This is a genomic window from Pseudomonas sp. IT-P253, from assembly GCF_949768125.1.
In the GTDB taxonomy this organism is placed as follows: Bacteria; Pseudomonadota; Gammaproteobacteria; order Pseudomonadales; family Pseudomonadaceae; genus Aquipseudomonas.
The window spans coordinates 46,836-60,925 of record NZ_CATKPT010000026.1 but is presented as its reverse complement, the minus strand read 5'-3'; the positions used below and the strand labels follow the sequence as shown (position 1 = coordinate 60,925).

The window sequence follows — 14,090 nt, the reverse complement described above, 5'->3', positions numbered from 1 at the left end:
GGGGGGGGGCCCCCCCCCCCCCCCCCCCCCGCAAAAATTTTGAAATACATCCCTCCGCTGCCTTTCCCCTCGCCCGCTAGTCTTCAGAGCTCCAAGCGACCGTTGGCACGGACGCCCCTCGCTTATACATATAAAGTATGCATAATGAAGCCATTCGAAATTCAGTATCACAAGGCAAAGAACGCCGCTAACAAATTAAAGCATCAAGGCATCAGCCTCGCGGAAACGGAGGCCGTGTTTTATGACGAGAGAGCCCTCTCGCTGCAAGACAATCATCACGATGAGCAGCGGTGGATCATCATGGGGCTGGATGCCAGAGGTCGTTTGTTAGTTGTTGCGTACACCTATCGTGATCCGAATTTCGTTCGAATCATTTCGGCACGCATCGCGACCAAAAATGAGCGGCGTCGATATATGGAGGCTTGATCAATGAAAGACGAATACGACTTCAGCAATGCCAAGCGAGGAGCGGTTGTTTCCAGCAAAGGAAAAACCCGAATCACCATCATGCTCGATGATGTTGTCCTGGAAGCTGCTCGCGCCGTGGCCGAGAACGAGGGGTTTGGTTACCAGACAGTGATCAACAACACCTTGCGTCACGCCTTGCTCGGCGATGGAGGTAAAAGCAAGGCGTCCACCCCCTACACCGCTGTTGCGAATGCCGGTCATTTCAAAGAAGGGATAACTGCCTCCGAGCTGAAGAGCCTGGAGAAAAAATTGTCAGAGGTCCTCAATGAAATTCATCGCGTGCTGGAGCCTTGAGTCACTCATGGCTCCAGCAACCGCCCAAGCACTTGCTGCAGTTTCAGGTGCTCGGGCACCCGAATCCCGAACTCGCTCTCAAGCACCCCGACCAATTCATCAACATCGGCCACTTGCCGTCGCTCGCTCTCCCTGCCCTGCCGATGAATCGCGAAACTGCCGTTGTTCAGCGTGCGCCGCCAGCCCTCCCCCGTGCGGGCCACCATCAATTGTTTAACGAAGGGTGATTCTGGATGAGTTGAGACGTACCAGTTGCCGACGGCGTAATCGATGTCTTCCTGGCGTTGCAGATCGAAGATATACATCGGCCGCCATTCGCCAGCGACATTGGCGCGAAGGGTATAACCATCCGCATGCTGCTCGATGCGATAGGGGTCGTGCGGGGTGAGCTGTTCGGCCGGAGTATCAAGCAGCAACGGCGCGGTGGGAACCATGCCGCCGAAGCCGACGTCAGCGATGTAGCGCACACCGTGCAGAATCACCAGGCTCAAGCGGTGGGTTCGCGCAGTCCATGCGCCTTCAGGCTGGCCCATCACCACACGGCCGCTGATGCCTCGGGCGTCGAAACCCAGCGCCTGAAGCAACGCCAGAAACAGGTTGTTGAGTTCGTAGCAGTACCCACCGCGCCCCTCGTGCAGGACTTTTTGCTCGATGGACGGCAAGTCGACGAGTACAGGTTCGCCCGACAAGGTGGTGAGGTTTTCGAATGGGAAGACGCCTGTGTGGCGCAATTGAAGTTGCCGCAGGGTCTCCAGGGTCGGTGCGGGGGGCACGCTGAAACCCAGGCGTTGTAAATACAGATTCAGATTCGTCAGGCGTGGCTCGCTCATTGCTCGGTCCTTTTGCAGGGGGCCGCGGATAACTCCGCCGATGGGCGCCATGTATAAGGGAAAAAGCCGTTCGACCGACAATTGATTTAGCCAATCGCCACACTGGTAAACATCAACGATGCTTGCGCGAGCCTAGCCGGACCCATGTCGGCGCGTGGTCGCTGGCGTGCGCTTCGTTTCGAACCCAGGCATCGACGCCGGCCTCCTGCAGATAAGGGCTCAATGCCGGGTTGAGCAACAGATGATCGATGCGCAGGCCCGAGTTTTTCTGCCAGTGCTGTCGGAAATAATCCCAGAACGTATAGAGACGATCCTCCGGATACAGATGACGCAAGGAATCGGTCCAGCCCTGGTCGAGCAGCCGCTGGTAACACTCTCGGCTCTCTGGCTGCAACAGTGCATCCTTGAGCCAGGAGCGCGGGTTGTAGATGTCCAGGTCGGTGGGGACCACGTTATAGTCGCCGGCCAGCACTACCGGATGCTCGCTGCCCTGAAGCGTCTGCGCATAGCTGATCAACCGTTCGAACCACGCCAGCTTGTAGTCGAACTTCGGCCCCGGCTGCGGATTGCCATTGGGCAGGTACAGGCAGCCCACCATAATCCCGTGTACGGCTGCCTCCAGGTACCGGCTGTGGGTGTCATTGTCATCGCCTGGCAGACCGCGACGAGTTTCCAGCGGCTGCGCGTCCCGCGCCAGAATCGCCACGCCGTTCCACGATGCCTGACCTTGCCAGATCGAGCCGTAGCCCGCAGCCTCAAGCTGCGCAGCGGGAAAGGCGCTGTCGATCGACTTGAGCTCCTGCAAACAGGCGATGTCGGGTTTTTCCCTCTCCAGCCATGCCAGCAAGTTCGGCAGCCGGGCACGCATGCCGTTGACGTTGAAGGTGGCGACCCGCAAATTTTTCATGGGCCAACGCTCCTGATGGCGAGGTGTCTAGCGTGTCTGACCCGGAGGAGCTCAGCAGCGCAGGCGAATCAATTGGCCGCCGACAGGCTGTCGACCTGGATCTTCGGCAGCGTTTTCATCGCTACGACCGGGTCGGCTATCTCGCTCAGCGGCTCAGCTTGTTTGCCCATCTGCGACAATGGCGTGACTGTGTAGCCAGCCTGAATCTTGTGCACTGACGCGTAATCCGAAGCCCCGTTGGACCGGGTTTTACCGATGATCCAGACGAAGGACGCAGGCGCCCGCAATTGTTTCAATCCGGCAGGCACCGTCCCGGTCCAGCCCGGTGGCGTCACCAGAAACGGCCCTGACTGCTTGCCGGTCGTATGCCAGCCCGGCGCGACAAACACGTTGCTCCACATGTCGAGCACCGGCAGCAAATAGAAGCGCCCGACTGTATCCGGGGCGGCAATGACCAGTGGTTCTTCGGTCAGGTCCAGCCAGGCGATGGAATACAGCGTGTCGAAGTTCGAGTGCACCCCACCTTTGAAATCCGTCGGTGGATACACCGGCACATTCACAAACATGTTCATTGGGCCTTGAGCTGCTTGAGGAACTGCTTTTGATTGGGCGTGACTGGCCAGTGGAAAAATGGCGGAGGCTGCGAGGGTTAGAGCAACGGCTGTCAATGCTTGAGTAATCAACATTCTGGCGATCGTCCGTGCTGAGGGAAGATCTGCCGGACTCGGCAGGGCTAACGGAACTCTAGACGATCATTTCAAGCTGTTCTGACAGCCAGACAGCCGGCTGGCCGGGGTGTTGCACGGGTGAAACACACCTGAGCACCTCAGCGATCCGATCGCGCCAGCGCCTCGACGCCGCCCTCCAGCGACAGCACCGCCGAACGGTTTCGCCCCGAATGCTTGGCTCGATACAACGCCGCGTCGGCGCGCTGTATGAACGCTTCAATGCTGTCATGCCCTGTTGCCGGCACAAACGAATAACAACCGAGGCTGACGGTCAAGTAGCCAGTGGGCGAACCGCTGTGAGTGATGTTTTTGTCGATGACGCTGCGACGGATCTGTTCGGCAATCGCCAGTGCGCCATGGATGTCGGTGTCAGGCAGCAACACCGCGAACTCCTCACCGCCATAACGCACGGCGAGATCAGCCTTGCGATGACAGCAACTTTTCAGCGCCCGCGCCACTTCGGCCAGGCAGTGGTCCCCGGCCACATGGCCATAGGTGTCGTTGTAGCGTTTGAAAAAATCGATGTCGAGCATGATCAGGCTCAGCGGGCTCGATTGTCGGGCGCCGCGGCCAAACTCGATATCCAGGGCCCGCTCGAACAGTCGACGATTGGCCAGACCGGTGAGGCTGTCGTGGGTTGCAATCAGCTCCAGCGCTTCCTGGGCCTTACGCAAATCGGCTTCGATCCGCTCACCATCGCGCACTTGATGAATGAACACCCAGCCAAACAACCCTACGCCGAGGATCACCAATGCGACGATGACGATGGATTGAAACGCCGCGGCGTACCACTCCTTGAGAATGGCATCCTTGGAAGCTGCCGCGGCCACGACCAGCGGGTAGGCACTTAGCTGGCGGTAACCATACATACGGACGACACCATCCACCACCGAGCTGAACATTGCGCTGCCAGAGGGCGCGCGGGGCAAGAGTGTCTGAAAGATTTCGCTCTTCGCCGCCGACGCGCCGATCAGCGACTCCACAAAAGGACGTCGCGCCAACAGCGTTCCGTCGGTCATTGCGACAAACATCGTACCGTTATCGTCGATATTGAAGCTTTTGAAGAACTCATCGAAGTACGACATTTTGATCCCGGCCATCAAGACGCCCTGGAAGTTGCCGTTCTTGTCGTTCAACCGTTTGGACAGCGGAATGATCCACTCACCACTCTCGCGGCTGCGGATCGCCGGCCCGATATGTGCCACTGACGTCACGTTCTGTTGGTGAAACTTGAAGTACTCGCGGTCCGTGACGCCTGGGCCGCGAGGCGGTTCGTCAAACGAGGTCACGACCCATTGACCCTGCTTGTCGAACAGAAAAATCCCGTGCAACTGCTCCAGCGCCAGAACCCGCCGTGCGAAAGCTTTTTGCAATCGCGGCTTTTGGGCAGCGGCATAGCCATCGGCTTGAATCCACTCCGCCAGACCGGTCAGCACCAGATCGGCTTTCATGAACGTGTCTTCGGCCTGCTGCGCCATGGCCCGGGTCAGGTTTGAGGACGCCACTTGCGCCGCCTCCAGGTCCTGGCGGCGCGACTGTTCCAGCTGCAGGTACAACAAACCACAGAGGCACAGGCATACCGTCGCGATAAACAGTACCGACGCCTTGAGCAGGGGTAGCCGTTTCAACGTGCCGCCGGAGGCAGGGTGCGGGTCGTAATGGGGAATAGACAAAAGCTCGTCCTGAAAGGGTAAGGCATGGGCAAAAACCCAAAACCCTTATTTTTTGTGAGCTTAGTCTACGGGGGTGATGAGGGGCAAATGTCCGTTAGCCCACCATCAGGAAATGAGTTTCAGGTGTGCATTGACCCTCCCGTTTTTTGTACCAGGCGCTATCGCGAAGGCGGAACCCGAATATCCCCCTCCCGACACTGGCTCTTCACCCCTTTCCCGCACGCTGCAAACTCCAGGTCCTTACTCATGCACACCCGAACTTCCGACAGCGTCGGCCCATTGCAAACCACCGCAATGCCATCCGCAGGAAGCCCGGGGTTACTTTGGCGGAACATCTGCACGATGTCTCTGGCTTCGAAGTAATACGAATCGCTGAAGGGCTGCAATTGTTGCGGAATCCTGACCGCGCCGACGGCCGTGTCGGCGGCCTCCAGATAGCCCATGGCATTCAGTCCGCTGCAGGTGCCGTGTTTGGCCCATTCGTGTTCAAGCAGCTTGCGGGTCGGAAACAACGTCAGCCCCTTCGCTCGCTCCGCAGCAGACAAATTCACCCTGGGCAGGCACGATTGCGGCCAGCCACCCTTGATGTATTGCGGCCAGAGACCATGGAGCACGAAGCCATAACCTTTGCCGGAGCATTGGGCGTCACCCTCGTGGGTCAGGCAGTACGTGGGCGACCAGGACAGCGTCAACAGGTAGTAATCGAACACGCCTGCCACGGATTCGGGCCTGGCGTTTCTTGAATCTCGAGCGGTGCTCGAGTTAATGCTGCCGAGCGTGATCAAGATGAGCACGATCACGGCATAAAATTTCTTCATCTTCCCACTCCTTGGGATCGATTATCGGGTGAAGTCCCTGGCCGGTACTTTGGCATCGCCATGATTACTCTCACACCACAAAAATGAATCGAAATGATTAAGGCTGAGAGGGCTACAACGTGTTTTTTCCCGTGGCTGCGGCGGAGGTTTGCCCTCGCCGCCAATCCAGAACGGGCGATTTCGCAGGCAGATTCAATCCCCGCAGTACCTCGGAATCGTACCCATAGACGTCGGGTTTGAAGGTCACTCGACCATCACTACTGAGGTCGACGGTCCAGTACGCCAGCAGCACCGGCACCTTGACCGGGAGCCTGATATTTTCTGTCTTGCCATTGGCTAGCTGTTTTTGAATCCCGGCGCTGTTCCAACGAATCGGGTCATTGAACAACAGCTCAACCAACTGCAGCGGATTTTCTACCCGAATGCAGCCTGAACTGGTGGCGCGTACCGATTTGGCAAACAATTCGCGATGCGGCGTGTCGTGGAGGTAAATCGAATACTGGTTGGGAAACCGGATAGCCACCTGACCCAACGAGCTGTCGATCCCGGCGTCCTGGCGCAGGGTGATGCCACGCGGGTTACTCCAGTCGATGGTCGATGGATCAACCACAGTGCCATCCTTGCCAATCGCCCGAAGTCGGTTAGCTTCAAGGTAACCCGGATTTTTCTGGATCTTGGGCAGCACATCCTCTTTTAGAATCGTTGGGGGCACGGTCCAGGTCGGGTTAAACGTGATGTACGTAATCTCCGACTGAAATATCGGTGTATTGCGAACCGGTTTGCCGACCTGCACCCGAGAGCGCCAGATCGGCTTGCCATCGCGATACATCGCGACCTTGTACCCGGCGATATCCACGATGACGAACGTACCCTGGAGTTTATAAAGCAGCCAACGCGCCCGTTCCATGTTCACCCGCACCTGATCGATGCGCGCATCAACGGACACATTCAGCGCCGCCAGCGTCGTGGCCCCCGCCATACCGTCCGCCCCAAGGTATTGCTCGGTTTGATACTTTTTCACTGCCGCCGTGACGGCCGCGTCGTAGTTCGTCCCGCGGGCCAATCGCGGGTCCAGAAAACCACCTGCCACCAACCGCGCCCGCAACTGCGCGACAGCGGGTTCGTCCATACCCGGCTTGAGTGAATGGTCTTCCCCAATCTTTGGCCAGCCACCCGAGGTCCGAATCTTGCGCAATTGCGCCAGGCCCTGACGCAAACCGAGGTAGACCGACTGTTGTGGCGGTGCCTGAGCAAAAGCGCGGGCGACATCATGGGCGTCGAGGGCGGCGAAGAAGTGATTGAAGTCGTCCCGGGGATCAGCCTCCGACGGATCGAAGTTCCAGTGGATATCCAGCCGCGAAGGGTCGACCTTGCCCCGCCGCAACTGCAGCAGAGCGGTGACAAAGGTGTGGGTCGCCGCGATATCAAACGCTGCCCGTTGCTCGGGCGTTGGCGCCGTGGCCTGCATTGATGGTCGAGACCTTGCCAGCTCATCACCATGGAAGTCAGCAGGGTTCAATCCGTCGGCCTGTGTCGCGTTCAGGCTGATCAACAATTGGCTGACATCACGGTCATTTGTCCAGGCCGCGCGATAGCCACGATGACTATAAAAATCCATGACCACGCGGCTGACATCCACTCGCTTATGCCGCGGTGACGTGAGCAGCGGTGGAAAAGCGGTGCGAAGCGGCGCGAGCGTGGCCTCAATCGCTTGAGCGACGTTGTCGTCTGGTGCCGCAGTGATCACGCTACTCGGCGCAAATACCGGCTCGATCGGCGAAGTTTCTGCGACCGCTGCACCGCTGATCAGAAAGCCCATAAAAATCACGCGGCTTATGACAAATAACCTTGTTAATTGCACCATGGATAATCCTTAATCTGCGCATCAACGCCTGGCAAACGTACTGCTAAACTCGAAACTATCATGATGAGACATCTAATATGGCGCGAGATCGCTTGGGCTTTCTTTTAATGGCCTTGCTGCTGACAATATCGTCAGTACCGGCAGCCTACGCCGATTCGCTTGCCACCGCGCTCGCCAAAACGGCTCCCGACGCCGATGCCAAGGTGATTGCCCTGGCCGTACGCGCGACACAATGTACCCAGGTCCAGGGGGCAATCCCTGTCCAGCGACTGGCAGTGATTGATTATTCCCTGCCGTCCACCGAGCCGCGACTGTGGGTTTTCGACCTGAAAAAGCGCAAGTTGCTGTTCCACGAACTGGTGGCCCACGGTCGTAACAGCGGCGAAAACATGGCCGTCAATTTCTCCAATCAAAACGAAAGCTTTGCCACCAGCCTCGGTTTGTACCGCACCCAGTCGAGCTATGTCGGCCAGAACGGCTATTCATTGCGCATGGAAGGTCTTGAACCGGGTTTCAACGACAATGCCTTTGACCGGGCGATCGTCATTCATGGTGCGCCTTATGTCAGTCCGGTCCTGGCACGGGTGAATGGCCGGATTGGCAGAAGCCTCGGCTGCCCCGCAGTAAGGCCGGCCATTGCCCATCGACTGATTGACTCGATGAAGAATGGGCAGCTGTTGTTTTCCTACTACCCGGATCAGCGTTGGTTGAAATCGTCTGCCTATATCAATTGCAGCGGGGCCACCATGGCGACGTCCGCCAAGCCCAATGCTCGCCGTTAAATATCGCGTGAACCTGTCAAAACTATAATCCCGGCCAGGGTCTTCTGAAAGGCACTTGCGTGATGTGGACCCCATTGTAGGAGCGAGCTTGCTCGCGATAGTCGTAAACGATAACGCGTATTTACTGGCTAAACGCAGCGTTCTTAAGTCCATCGTCGGAACGCCACCCGGAACAAGCTCGCCCCTGCAACTAACAAGCCCACACACGGTTATAATCCGCCCGCTCGCCAGACTTCGAGACCGGTATGACCGCTATCCACATCAAGTGTCAATCATTGACCGTCAAAGCCTGCCTGCCAGAGGATGAAAGCCGTCGCCTGGGTGACGAGTTCCTGGAACTGGCCGCCAACGGTCGCCTTGGCGAGCGTATGCTGACCCTCTAGTCAGTCTTTTCCCGCAAGCCCAAACGCAAACTGTTAAACTCGCCGTCTGCCCCCATCGCTGCGGCGATCGCCACCTGACAGAGCTGAAACCACTGTGGAAATTTTCAAAGAATTTACCTTCGAATCCGCCCACCGCCTGCCCCACGTACCGGACGGCCACAAGTGCGGCCGCCTGCACGGTCACTCGTTCAAAGTGGCGATCCACCTCAGTGGCGACCTCGATCCGCACACCGGCTGGATCCGCGACTTCTCTGAAATCAAGGCGATTTTCAAACCGCTTTACGAGCGTCTGGACCACAACTACCTGAACGACATTCCCGGCCTGGAAAACCCGACCAGTGAAGTGCTGGCCAAATTCATCTGGAATGAAATGAAGCCCCTGCTCCCGGAACTCAGTGCGATCCGTATCCACGAAACCTGCACCAGCGGCTGTATCTACCACGGCGAGTAATCAGATCTAAAAGACAATACCAATCCCTGTAGGAGCGAGCTTGCTCGCGAAGGTGGTGTCGCAGTCAACATATTCGTTGAATGCCAGGCAGCTTTCGTCGGAACGCCGCCCGGAGCAAGCTCGCTCCTACAATTGAACTGGCACAGATCGCCGCAGCCGCGCTAACGTAAGGTGTTAACGACACGACTCTTTCAAAGGACTCGCCTCATGCACATCATCAATGCCCGCCTGCGCAACCTGGAAGGCCTGCATGAGTTGCACCTGGAAAACGGCCTGATCAGCAATATCGCCCGACAGACCGAAGCGCCCACCCTGGGGCCCGACGATCTGGACGCTGGCGGCAATTTGGTGGTGCCGCCCTTCGTCGAACCGCACATCCACCTCGATGCCACCCTCACCGCCGGCGAGCCACGCTGGAACATGAGCGGCACGCTGTTCGAAGGCATCGAGTGCTGGGGCGAGCGCAAGGCGACCATCACGCTGGAGGACACCAAGACCCGCGCCAAGAAAACCATCCAGGCCCTCGCTGCCCACGGCATCCAGCATGTGCGTACCCACGTCGATGTCACCGACCCGACATTGACCGCACTCAAGGCGATGCTCGAAGTACGCGAGGAAAGCCGTCACCTGATCGACCTGCAAATCGTCGCGTTCCCACAAGAAGGCATCGAGTCGTACCGCAACGGTCGAGAGCTGATGGAAGAAGCCATTCGCATGGGCGCAGATGTGGTCGGCGGCATTCCGCATTTCGAGAACACCCGAGACCAGGGCGTCAGTTCGGTAAAGTTCCTGATGGACCTGGCCGAGCGCACCGGCTGCCTGGTGGACGTGCATTGCGATGAAACCGACGACCCGCACTCACGCTTCCTTGAAGTGCTGGCCGAAGAAGCGCGCAGCCGTGACATGGGCTCGCGCGTGACGGCCAGCCACACCACGGCGATGGGTTCTTATGACAACGCCTACTGCGCCAAACTGTTTCGCCTGCTCGGGCAGTCGGGGATCAGTTTTGTCTCCTGCCCCACCGAAAGCATTCACCTGCAGGGGCGCTTCGACAACTTCCCGAAACGCCGTGGCGTAACGCGGGTCAACGAGTTGCTCGAAGCGGGGATGAATGTGTGTTTCGGCCAGGACTCCATTGTCGACCCGTGGTATCCGCTGGGTAACGGCAACATCCTGAGGGTACTCGAAGCGGGTCTGCACATTTGCCACATGCTCGGTTACCGCAACCTGCAAAGCGCGTTGGACCTGGTGACCGACAACAGCGCCAAGGCCATGGCCCTGGGGGATCGATATGGACTGGAACGCGGGCGACCGGCGAATTTGCTGATTCTGTCGGCGGAAAGTGATTATGAGGTAATCCGCAGCCAGGGCTTGCCGCTGTATTCGGTTCGCGATGGCAAGGTATTGATGAAGCGGGAGATGCCGGTGGTGGAGCTTTTCGGCGATCTGGGCTGAATGTTTGGTTGGCTGGACTGACGCCATCGCGAGCAAGCTCGCTCCCACAGGTGATCTGTGTCGTACACAAACCCTGTGGGAGCGAGCTTGCTCGCGATGGCGATCTAACTATCACCCCATCAATCGAGCAGTACCAAACAGACTGACCCGACTCAACCCACCGTCCGATTCCTCCAACAAAATCGGCGCAGTCCCACCGGGCATAACGACTTTCACCTCCCCTGCCTTGACCCACCCCACGCGCCACGCCGCGCAAGCCACCGCACTGGCGCTGGTGCCCGACGACGCCGTCGGCCCTTCGCCACGCTCGAATACCCGCGCCACGACTCGCCCCTCGGACTCAAGCATTGCCCATTGCAAATTAACCCCGGCAGGACACGGTTTCCCTGCCCCGGTGGGCATGGCATAGGCGATACGCGTCAGCCCTTCGGACAATCCCGTTTGGCGCATCTGTTCATTGCTCGGCAACGCACCGGCGTCATCCACCAGTGTCACGCAATGCGGATTGCCAACCCGCGTGAACTGGCTTCGCGACCACGCGGCATTGAGTGACGACAACGGTTGCACATGACTGAGCTCACGGCCGTTGAACGCCACGCTCTCAACCCCGTCAGCGCTGACCGCTTGCGGCCCGAACGAAGGTTTGCCCAAGTCCAGCCAGAACCCCTGCACACCTTCGACCTGTGCCGGTTTCACCGATGCCTCCCCCGGTGAAAGCACATCGACCTTGTCGTGATGAACCCTGAGCAGGCAAGCCCCGCTCTTCGGCAAAAGCCCCTGGTCGCCGAGGGCCTGGGAAAAAATCGTCAACCCGTTGCCGCTGCGTTCGGCCAGGGTGCCGTCGGTGTTCACAATCAACAAATCAAAAGGGGGTGACGACTGGAACGGTCCGACCAGCAAACCATCGCTGCAATGGTCCTTGCTGCCGGGGGGTTGTGAGCCGGGCGCCCAGCCACAGCAATTCTCGATGGCTGCCGCCGCCCATGCCTCGTGGGTTTGAGCGGCGTGACTGGCCTGATCCGGTATATCGATACCGTTACGGCGCAATTCGTCAGGCGCCACAACCATGTAGATATTGCCTCGTGCATCGTACATCCGCGCCATGGCGCCCTCCCTTCTGCAATGATGGTCGGGCTCAACATATCGCGAAACACGATATCGGTGTGCAAGGATGTCAGCCTGCCGGAGCACGAGACCTTACGGACACGGATGAACCCACGCGGGTCGGTCACTGTCCCTTTGGGACGCGACGTTTTTTGCCAAGGATTGATATGAGCAACCTCAACACTCCAACCACCTTCGTTCCCGGGCGTCTGGAACAGATGTCCACGCGCATCGCCTTTTTCATCGCCGGTCTGGGCATCGCCGCGTGGGCGCCGCTGGTGCCTTACGCCAAGGCCCGGGCCGGGCTGGATGAAGGGACCCTCGGGTTGCTGCTGTTGTGCCTGGGGGTGGGTTCGATCCTGGCCATGCCGTTGGCCGGGATTCTATCGACGCGTTTCGGTTGTCGACGGGTGACAACTGGCGGGACGCTTTTGATCTGTGCGGCCCTGCCCCTGCTGGCGACGGTGTCGTCAGTGCCGGCGTTGATCGCCACCTTGTTCATGTTCGGCGCCGGGCTCGGCACGGTGGATTCGACGGTGAACCTGCAAGCGGTGATCGTCGAGCGGGCCAGTGGCAAGCACATGATGTCAGGGTTTCATGGACTGTTCAGCCTCGGCGGAATCGTCGGCGCAGCGGGGGTCAGCGTCCTGCTCGGCTTCGGCTTTTCACCGCTGGGGGCGATGGTGATGGTCATCGTGTGCCTGATGGCGGCGCTGCTCAAGGCTGCGCCACACCTGTTGCCTTTTGGCAGTGACAGCTCCGGTCCGGCATTTGCCGTGCCCCACGGGATCGTGCTGTTTATCGGCGGAATGTGTTTCATCGTGTTCCTGGCCGAAGGCGCGGCGCTCGACTGGAGCGCGGTGTTCCTGGTGCAGGAGCGCGGGATCGACACGGCGTATGCAGGGCTGGGTTATGCCGCATTTGCGCTGACCATGACGGTCGGGCGGTTGACCGGTGACAAGATTGTCCGACGCCTGGGGTCTACGCGGGTCATTGTGTTCGGCGGGCTGACGGCCGCGGCCGGCCTGGCGCTGGCGACATTCGCACCGAGCTGGGAGGCCGCGTTGATTGGCTATGCCTTTCTGGGCGCGGGTTGCTCGAACATTGTGCCGGTGCTGTACACGGCCGTGGGCAAACAGACGGTCATGCCCGAGCACATTGCCGTGCCGGCAATTACTACCTTGGGGTATGCGGGGATTCTTGCCGGGCCTGCGGTGATCGGGTTTATCGCCCACGGCAGCAGTTTGAGCTTTGCCTTCGGGATGATGGCGCTGTTACTGGTGGCCGTGGCCATCGGCGGGAAGGTGTTGAAGGTTTAAACGGGCACCACGAAGACCCCTTGTGGGAGCGAGCCTGCTCGCGAAAGCTGTGTGTCAGGCAACATAGAATCTCCCACATTTGATCGGTGTTGCACACACATGTTGTGTGCACACCACGGTGCCGCCATCAAATCATCGGGTCCCAGCGCTGGGACCAATCACTGTCATCGGTGACAACCTTTTTCAATAATTCGATCGCCAATTGTAATTCCACAGATGATCGATTACGGGAATACACCAGATAAGTCGGGTAGTTGAATTCCGGGGCCGAACTGACTCTCTCCAGAGTCCCGCTTTCAATATAGGATTGCACGACCCGAGTCCGAAAATACCCTGCGCCGCCGTTATCCAATATGTATTGCAGCGCCACCGGCCCCAGATTAAATGAGAGCGCCGCTCGAGCATTCTCGGGGAGCGCCGCGTCGTGGGCCTGTCGAAACGCCTCTCCCCAGTCGATATAAACATACGGTGTCGGTTTGCTGACCAGTCGCACAAGCACTAGTTTTTCTTCAAGAATCTGCTCGACTTGAAACCCTGGCCAATAGACCGGCTGATAAACCAGTACGGCATCCAACAGCCCTAGTTCCAGTTGATGCAGCAATGCCGCCCCATCTCTTATCTCCGTCTTGATCGCATGCGACGGTATGTTTTTTTGTATTTCGCTCACCCAGTTCAGCATCAGAGGGTTGCATAAGCTGACCTCCCCGCCGATGTGAAGCATCTTATGAAAACCTTCCGGCAAGGGTAGATCTCTGACGGCCGCCTCCCAGGTGTGCACCAGCTGATTGGCATAGACGACAAACGCTTCTCCATCCGCTGTCAGTCTTGCCCCCGTTCTATTTCGAACGAACAACTTGCTATTTAAACTATGTTCCAGTTTTTTAACGCGAGCGGTAATAGCTGTTTGTGTCACATGTAATCTGTCCGCCGCGGCGATAAGACTGCCACACCTGACTATCTCCAAAAATGTTTTAGCCAGTTCAATATCCATCTGCTTTGCTTACCGTAAAAAGA

Annotated in this window: 14 protein-coding genes and 1 pseudogene; 7 read left to right on the top strand and 8 right to left on the bottom strand. The window is 58.4% G+C overall.

What is annotated here, in order from left to right:
* Nucleotides 1–144 precede the first annotated feature (144 nt).
* Nucleotides 145–426: a BrnT family toxin gene (locus ACM6IR_RS15715; RefSeq protein WP_414908581.1), complete on the top strand. Its 282-nt coding sequence runs from the start codon at nucleotides 145–147 to the stop codon at nucleotides 424–426.
* 3 nt (nucleotides 427–429) lie between these two features.
* A complete protein-coding gene (locus tag ACM6IR_RS15710; protein ID WP_414908580.1) occupies nucleotides 430–762 on the top strand; it encodes a BrnA antitoxin family protein in 333 nt (110 codons plus the stop codon).
* 5 nt (nucleotides 763–767) lie between these two features.
* On the opposite strand, the gene ACM6IR_RS15705 is transcribed toward ACM6IR_RS15710, so the two are convergent.
* The 6 genes and pseudogenes from ACM6IR_RS15705 to ACM6IR_RS15680 all read right to left on the bottom strand — a co-directional run bounded on the left by ACM6IR_RS15705 (nucleotide 768) and on the right by ACM6IR_RS15680 (nucleotide 7,582).
* Nucleotides 768–1,592: an arylamine N-acetyltransferase family protein gene (locus ACM6IR_RS15705; RefSeq protein WP_414908579.1), complete on the bottom strand. Its 825-nt coding sequence runs from the start codon at nucleotides 1,590–1,592 to the stop codon at nucleotides 768–770.
* 112 nt (nucleotides 1,593–1,704) lie between these two features.
* Nucleotides 1,705–2,499, bottom strand: a complete 795-nt coding sequence (xth, locus tag ACM6IR_RS15700) for an exodeoxyribonuclease III (protein WP_414908578.1) — start codon at nucleotides 2,497–2,499, stop codon at nucleotides 1,705–1,707.
* Nucleotides 2,500–2,570: 71 nt separating this feature from the next.
* Nucleotides 2,571–3,185 (bottom strand): annotated as a pseudogene (locus tag ACM6IR_RS15695) (DUF1254 domain-containing protein); the annotation flags it as partial.
* A gap of 140 nt (nucleotides 3,186–3,325) precedes the next feature.
* Nucleotides 3,326–4,900 (bottom strand): diguanylate cyclase, encoded by a 1,575-nt coding sequence (locus ACM6IR_RS15690; RefSeq protein WP_414908577.1) that lies wholly within the window; start codon nucleotides 4,898–4,900, stop codon nucleotides 3,326–3,328.
* A gap of 158 nt (nucleotides 4,901–5,058) precedes the next feature.
* Nucleotides 5,059–5,718: a ribonuclease T2 family protein gene (locus tag ACM6IR_RS15685; protein WP_414908576.1), complete on the bottom strand. Its 660-nt coding sequence runs from the start codon at nucleotides 5,716–5,718 to the stop codon at nucleotides 5,059–5,061.
* Between the two features lie 112 nt (nucleotides 5,719–5,830).
* Complete coding sequence (locus ACM6IR_RS15680) at nucleotides 5,831–7,582, bottom strand: L,D-transpeptidase family protein (protein ID WP_414908575.1); 1,752 nt, start codon at nucleotides 7,580–7,582, stop codon at nucleotides 5,831–5,833.
* A 77-nt stretch (nucleotides 7,583–7,659) separates the two neighbouring features.
* Between ACM6IR_RS15680 and ACM6IR_RS15675 the strand changes: the two genes are divergently transcribed.
* The 4 genes from ACM6IR_RS15675 (at nucleotide 7,660) to codA (ending at nucleotide 10,653) form a co-directional block, all read left to right on the top strand.
* A complete protein-coding gene (locus ACM6IR_RS15675) occupies nucleotides 7,660–8,364 on the top strand; it encodes a murein L,D-transpeptidase catalytic domain family protein (protein WP_414908574.1) in 705 nt (234 codons plus the stop codon).
* 245 nt (nucleotides 8,365–8,609) lie between these two features.
* Complete coding sequence (locus tag ACM6IR_RS15670) at nucleotides 8,610–8,747, top strand: hypothetical protein (RefSeq protein ID WP_414908582.1); 138 nt, start codon at nucleotides 8,610–8,612, stop codon at nucleotides 8,745–8,747.
* A gap of 94 nt (nucleotides 8,748–8,841) precedes the next feature.
* Complete coding sequence (gene queD / locus ACM6IR_RS15665; RefSeq protein ID WP_414908573.1) at nucleotides 8,842–9,198, top strand: 6-carboxytetrahydropterin synthase QueD; 357 nt, start codon at nucleotides 8,842–8,844, stop codon at nucleotides 9,196–9,198.
* 207 nt (nucleotides 9,199–9,405) lie between these two features.
* The gene (codA, locus tag ACM6IR_RS15660) at nucleotides 9,406–10,653 is read left to right on the top strand and encodes a cytosine deaminase (protein WP_414908572.1); all 1,248 of its coding nucleotides are present in this window, start codon (nucleotides 9,406–9,408) and stop codon (nucleotides 10,651–10,653) included.
* Nucleotides 10,654–10,764: 111 nt separating this feature from the next.
* On the opposite strand, the gene ACM6IR_RS15655 is transcribed toward codA, so the two are convergent.
* Nucleotides 10,765–11,757: a diaminopimelate epimerase gene (locus ACM6IR_RS15655; RefSeq protein WP_414908571.1), complete on the bottom strand. Its 993-nt coding sequence runs from the start codon at nucleotides 11,755–11,757 to the stop codon at nucleotides 10,765–10,767.
* Nucleotides 11,758–11,924: 167 nt separating this feature from the next.
* Between ACM6IR_RS15655 and ACM6IR_RS15650 the strand changes: the two genes are divergently transcribed.
* On the top strand, nucleotides 11,925–13,076 hold the full coding sequence (locus ACM6IR_RS15650; RefSeq protein ID WP_414908570.1) for an MFS transporter: 1,152 nt from the start codon (nucleotides 11,925–11,927) through the stop codon (nucleotides 13,074–13,076).
* A 127-nt stretch (nucleotides 13,077–13,203) separates the two neighbouring features.
* Here ACM6IR_RS15650 and ACM6IR_RS15645 read toward each other — a convergent pair whose 3' ends face one another.
* Entirely contained in the window at nucleotides 13,204–14,067 is an 864-nt protein-coding gene (locus tag ACM6IR_RS15645; RefSeq protein WP_414908569.1) for a LysR family transcriptional regulator, read from the bottom strand.
* Nucleotides 14,068–14,090: the final 23 nt, after the last annotated feature.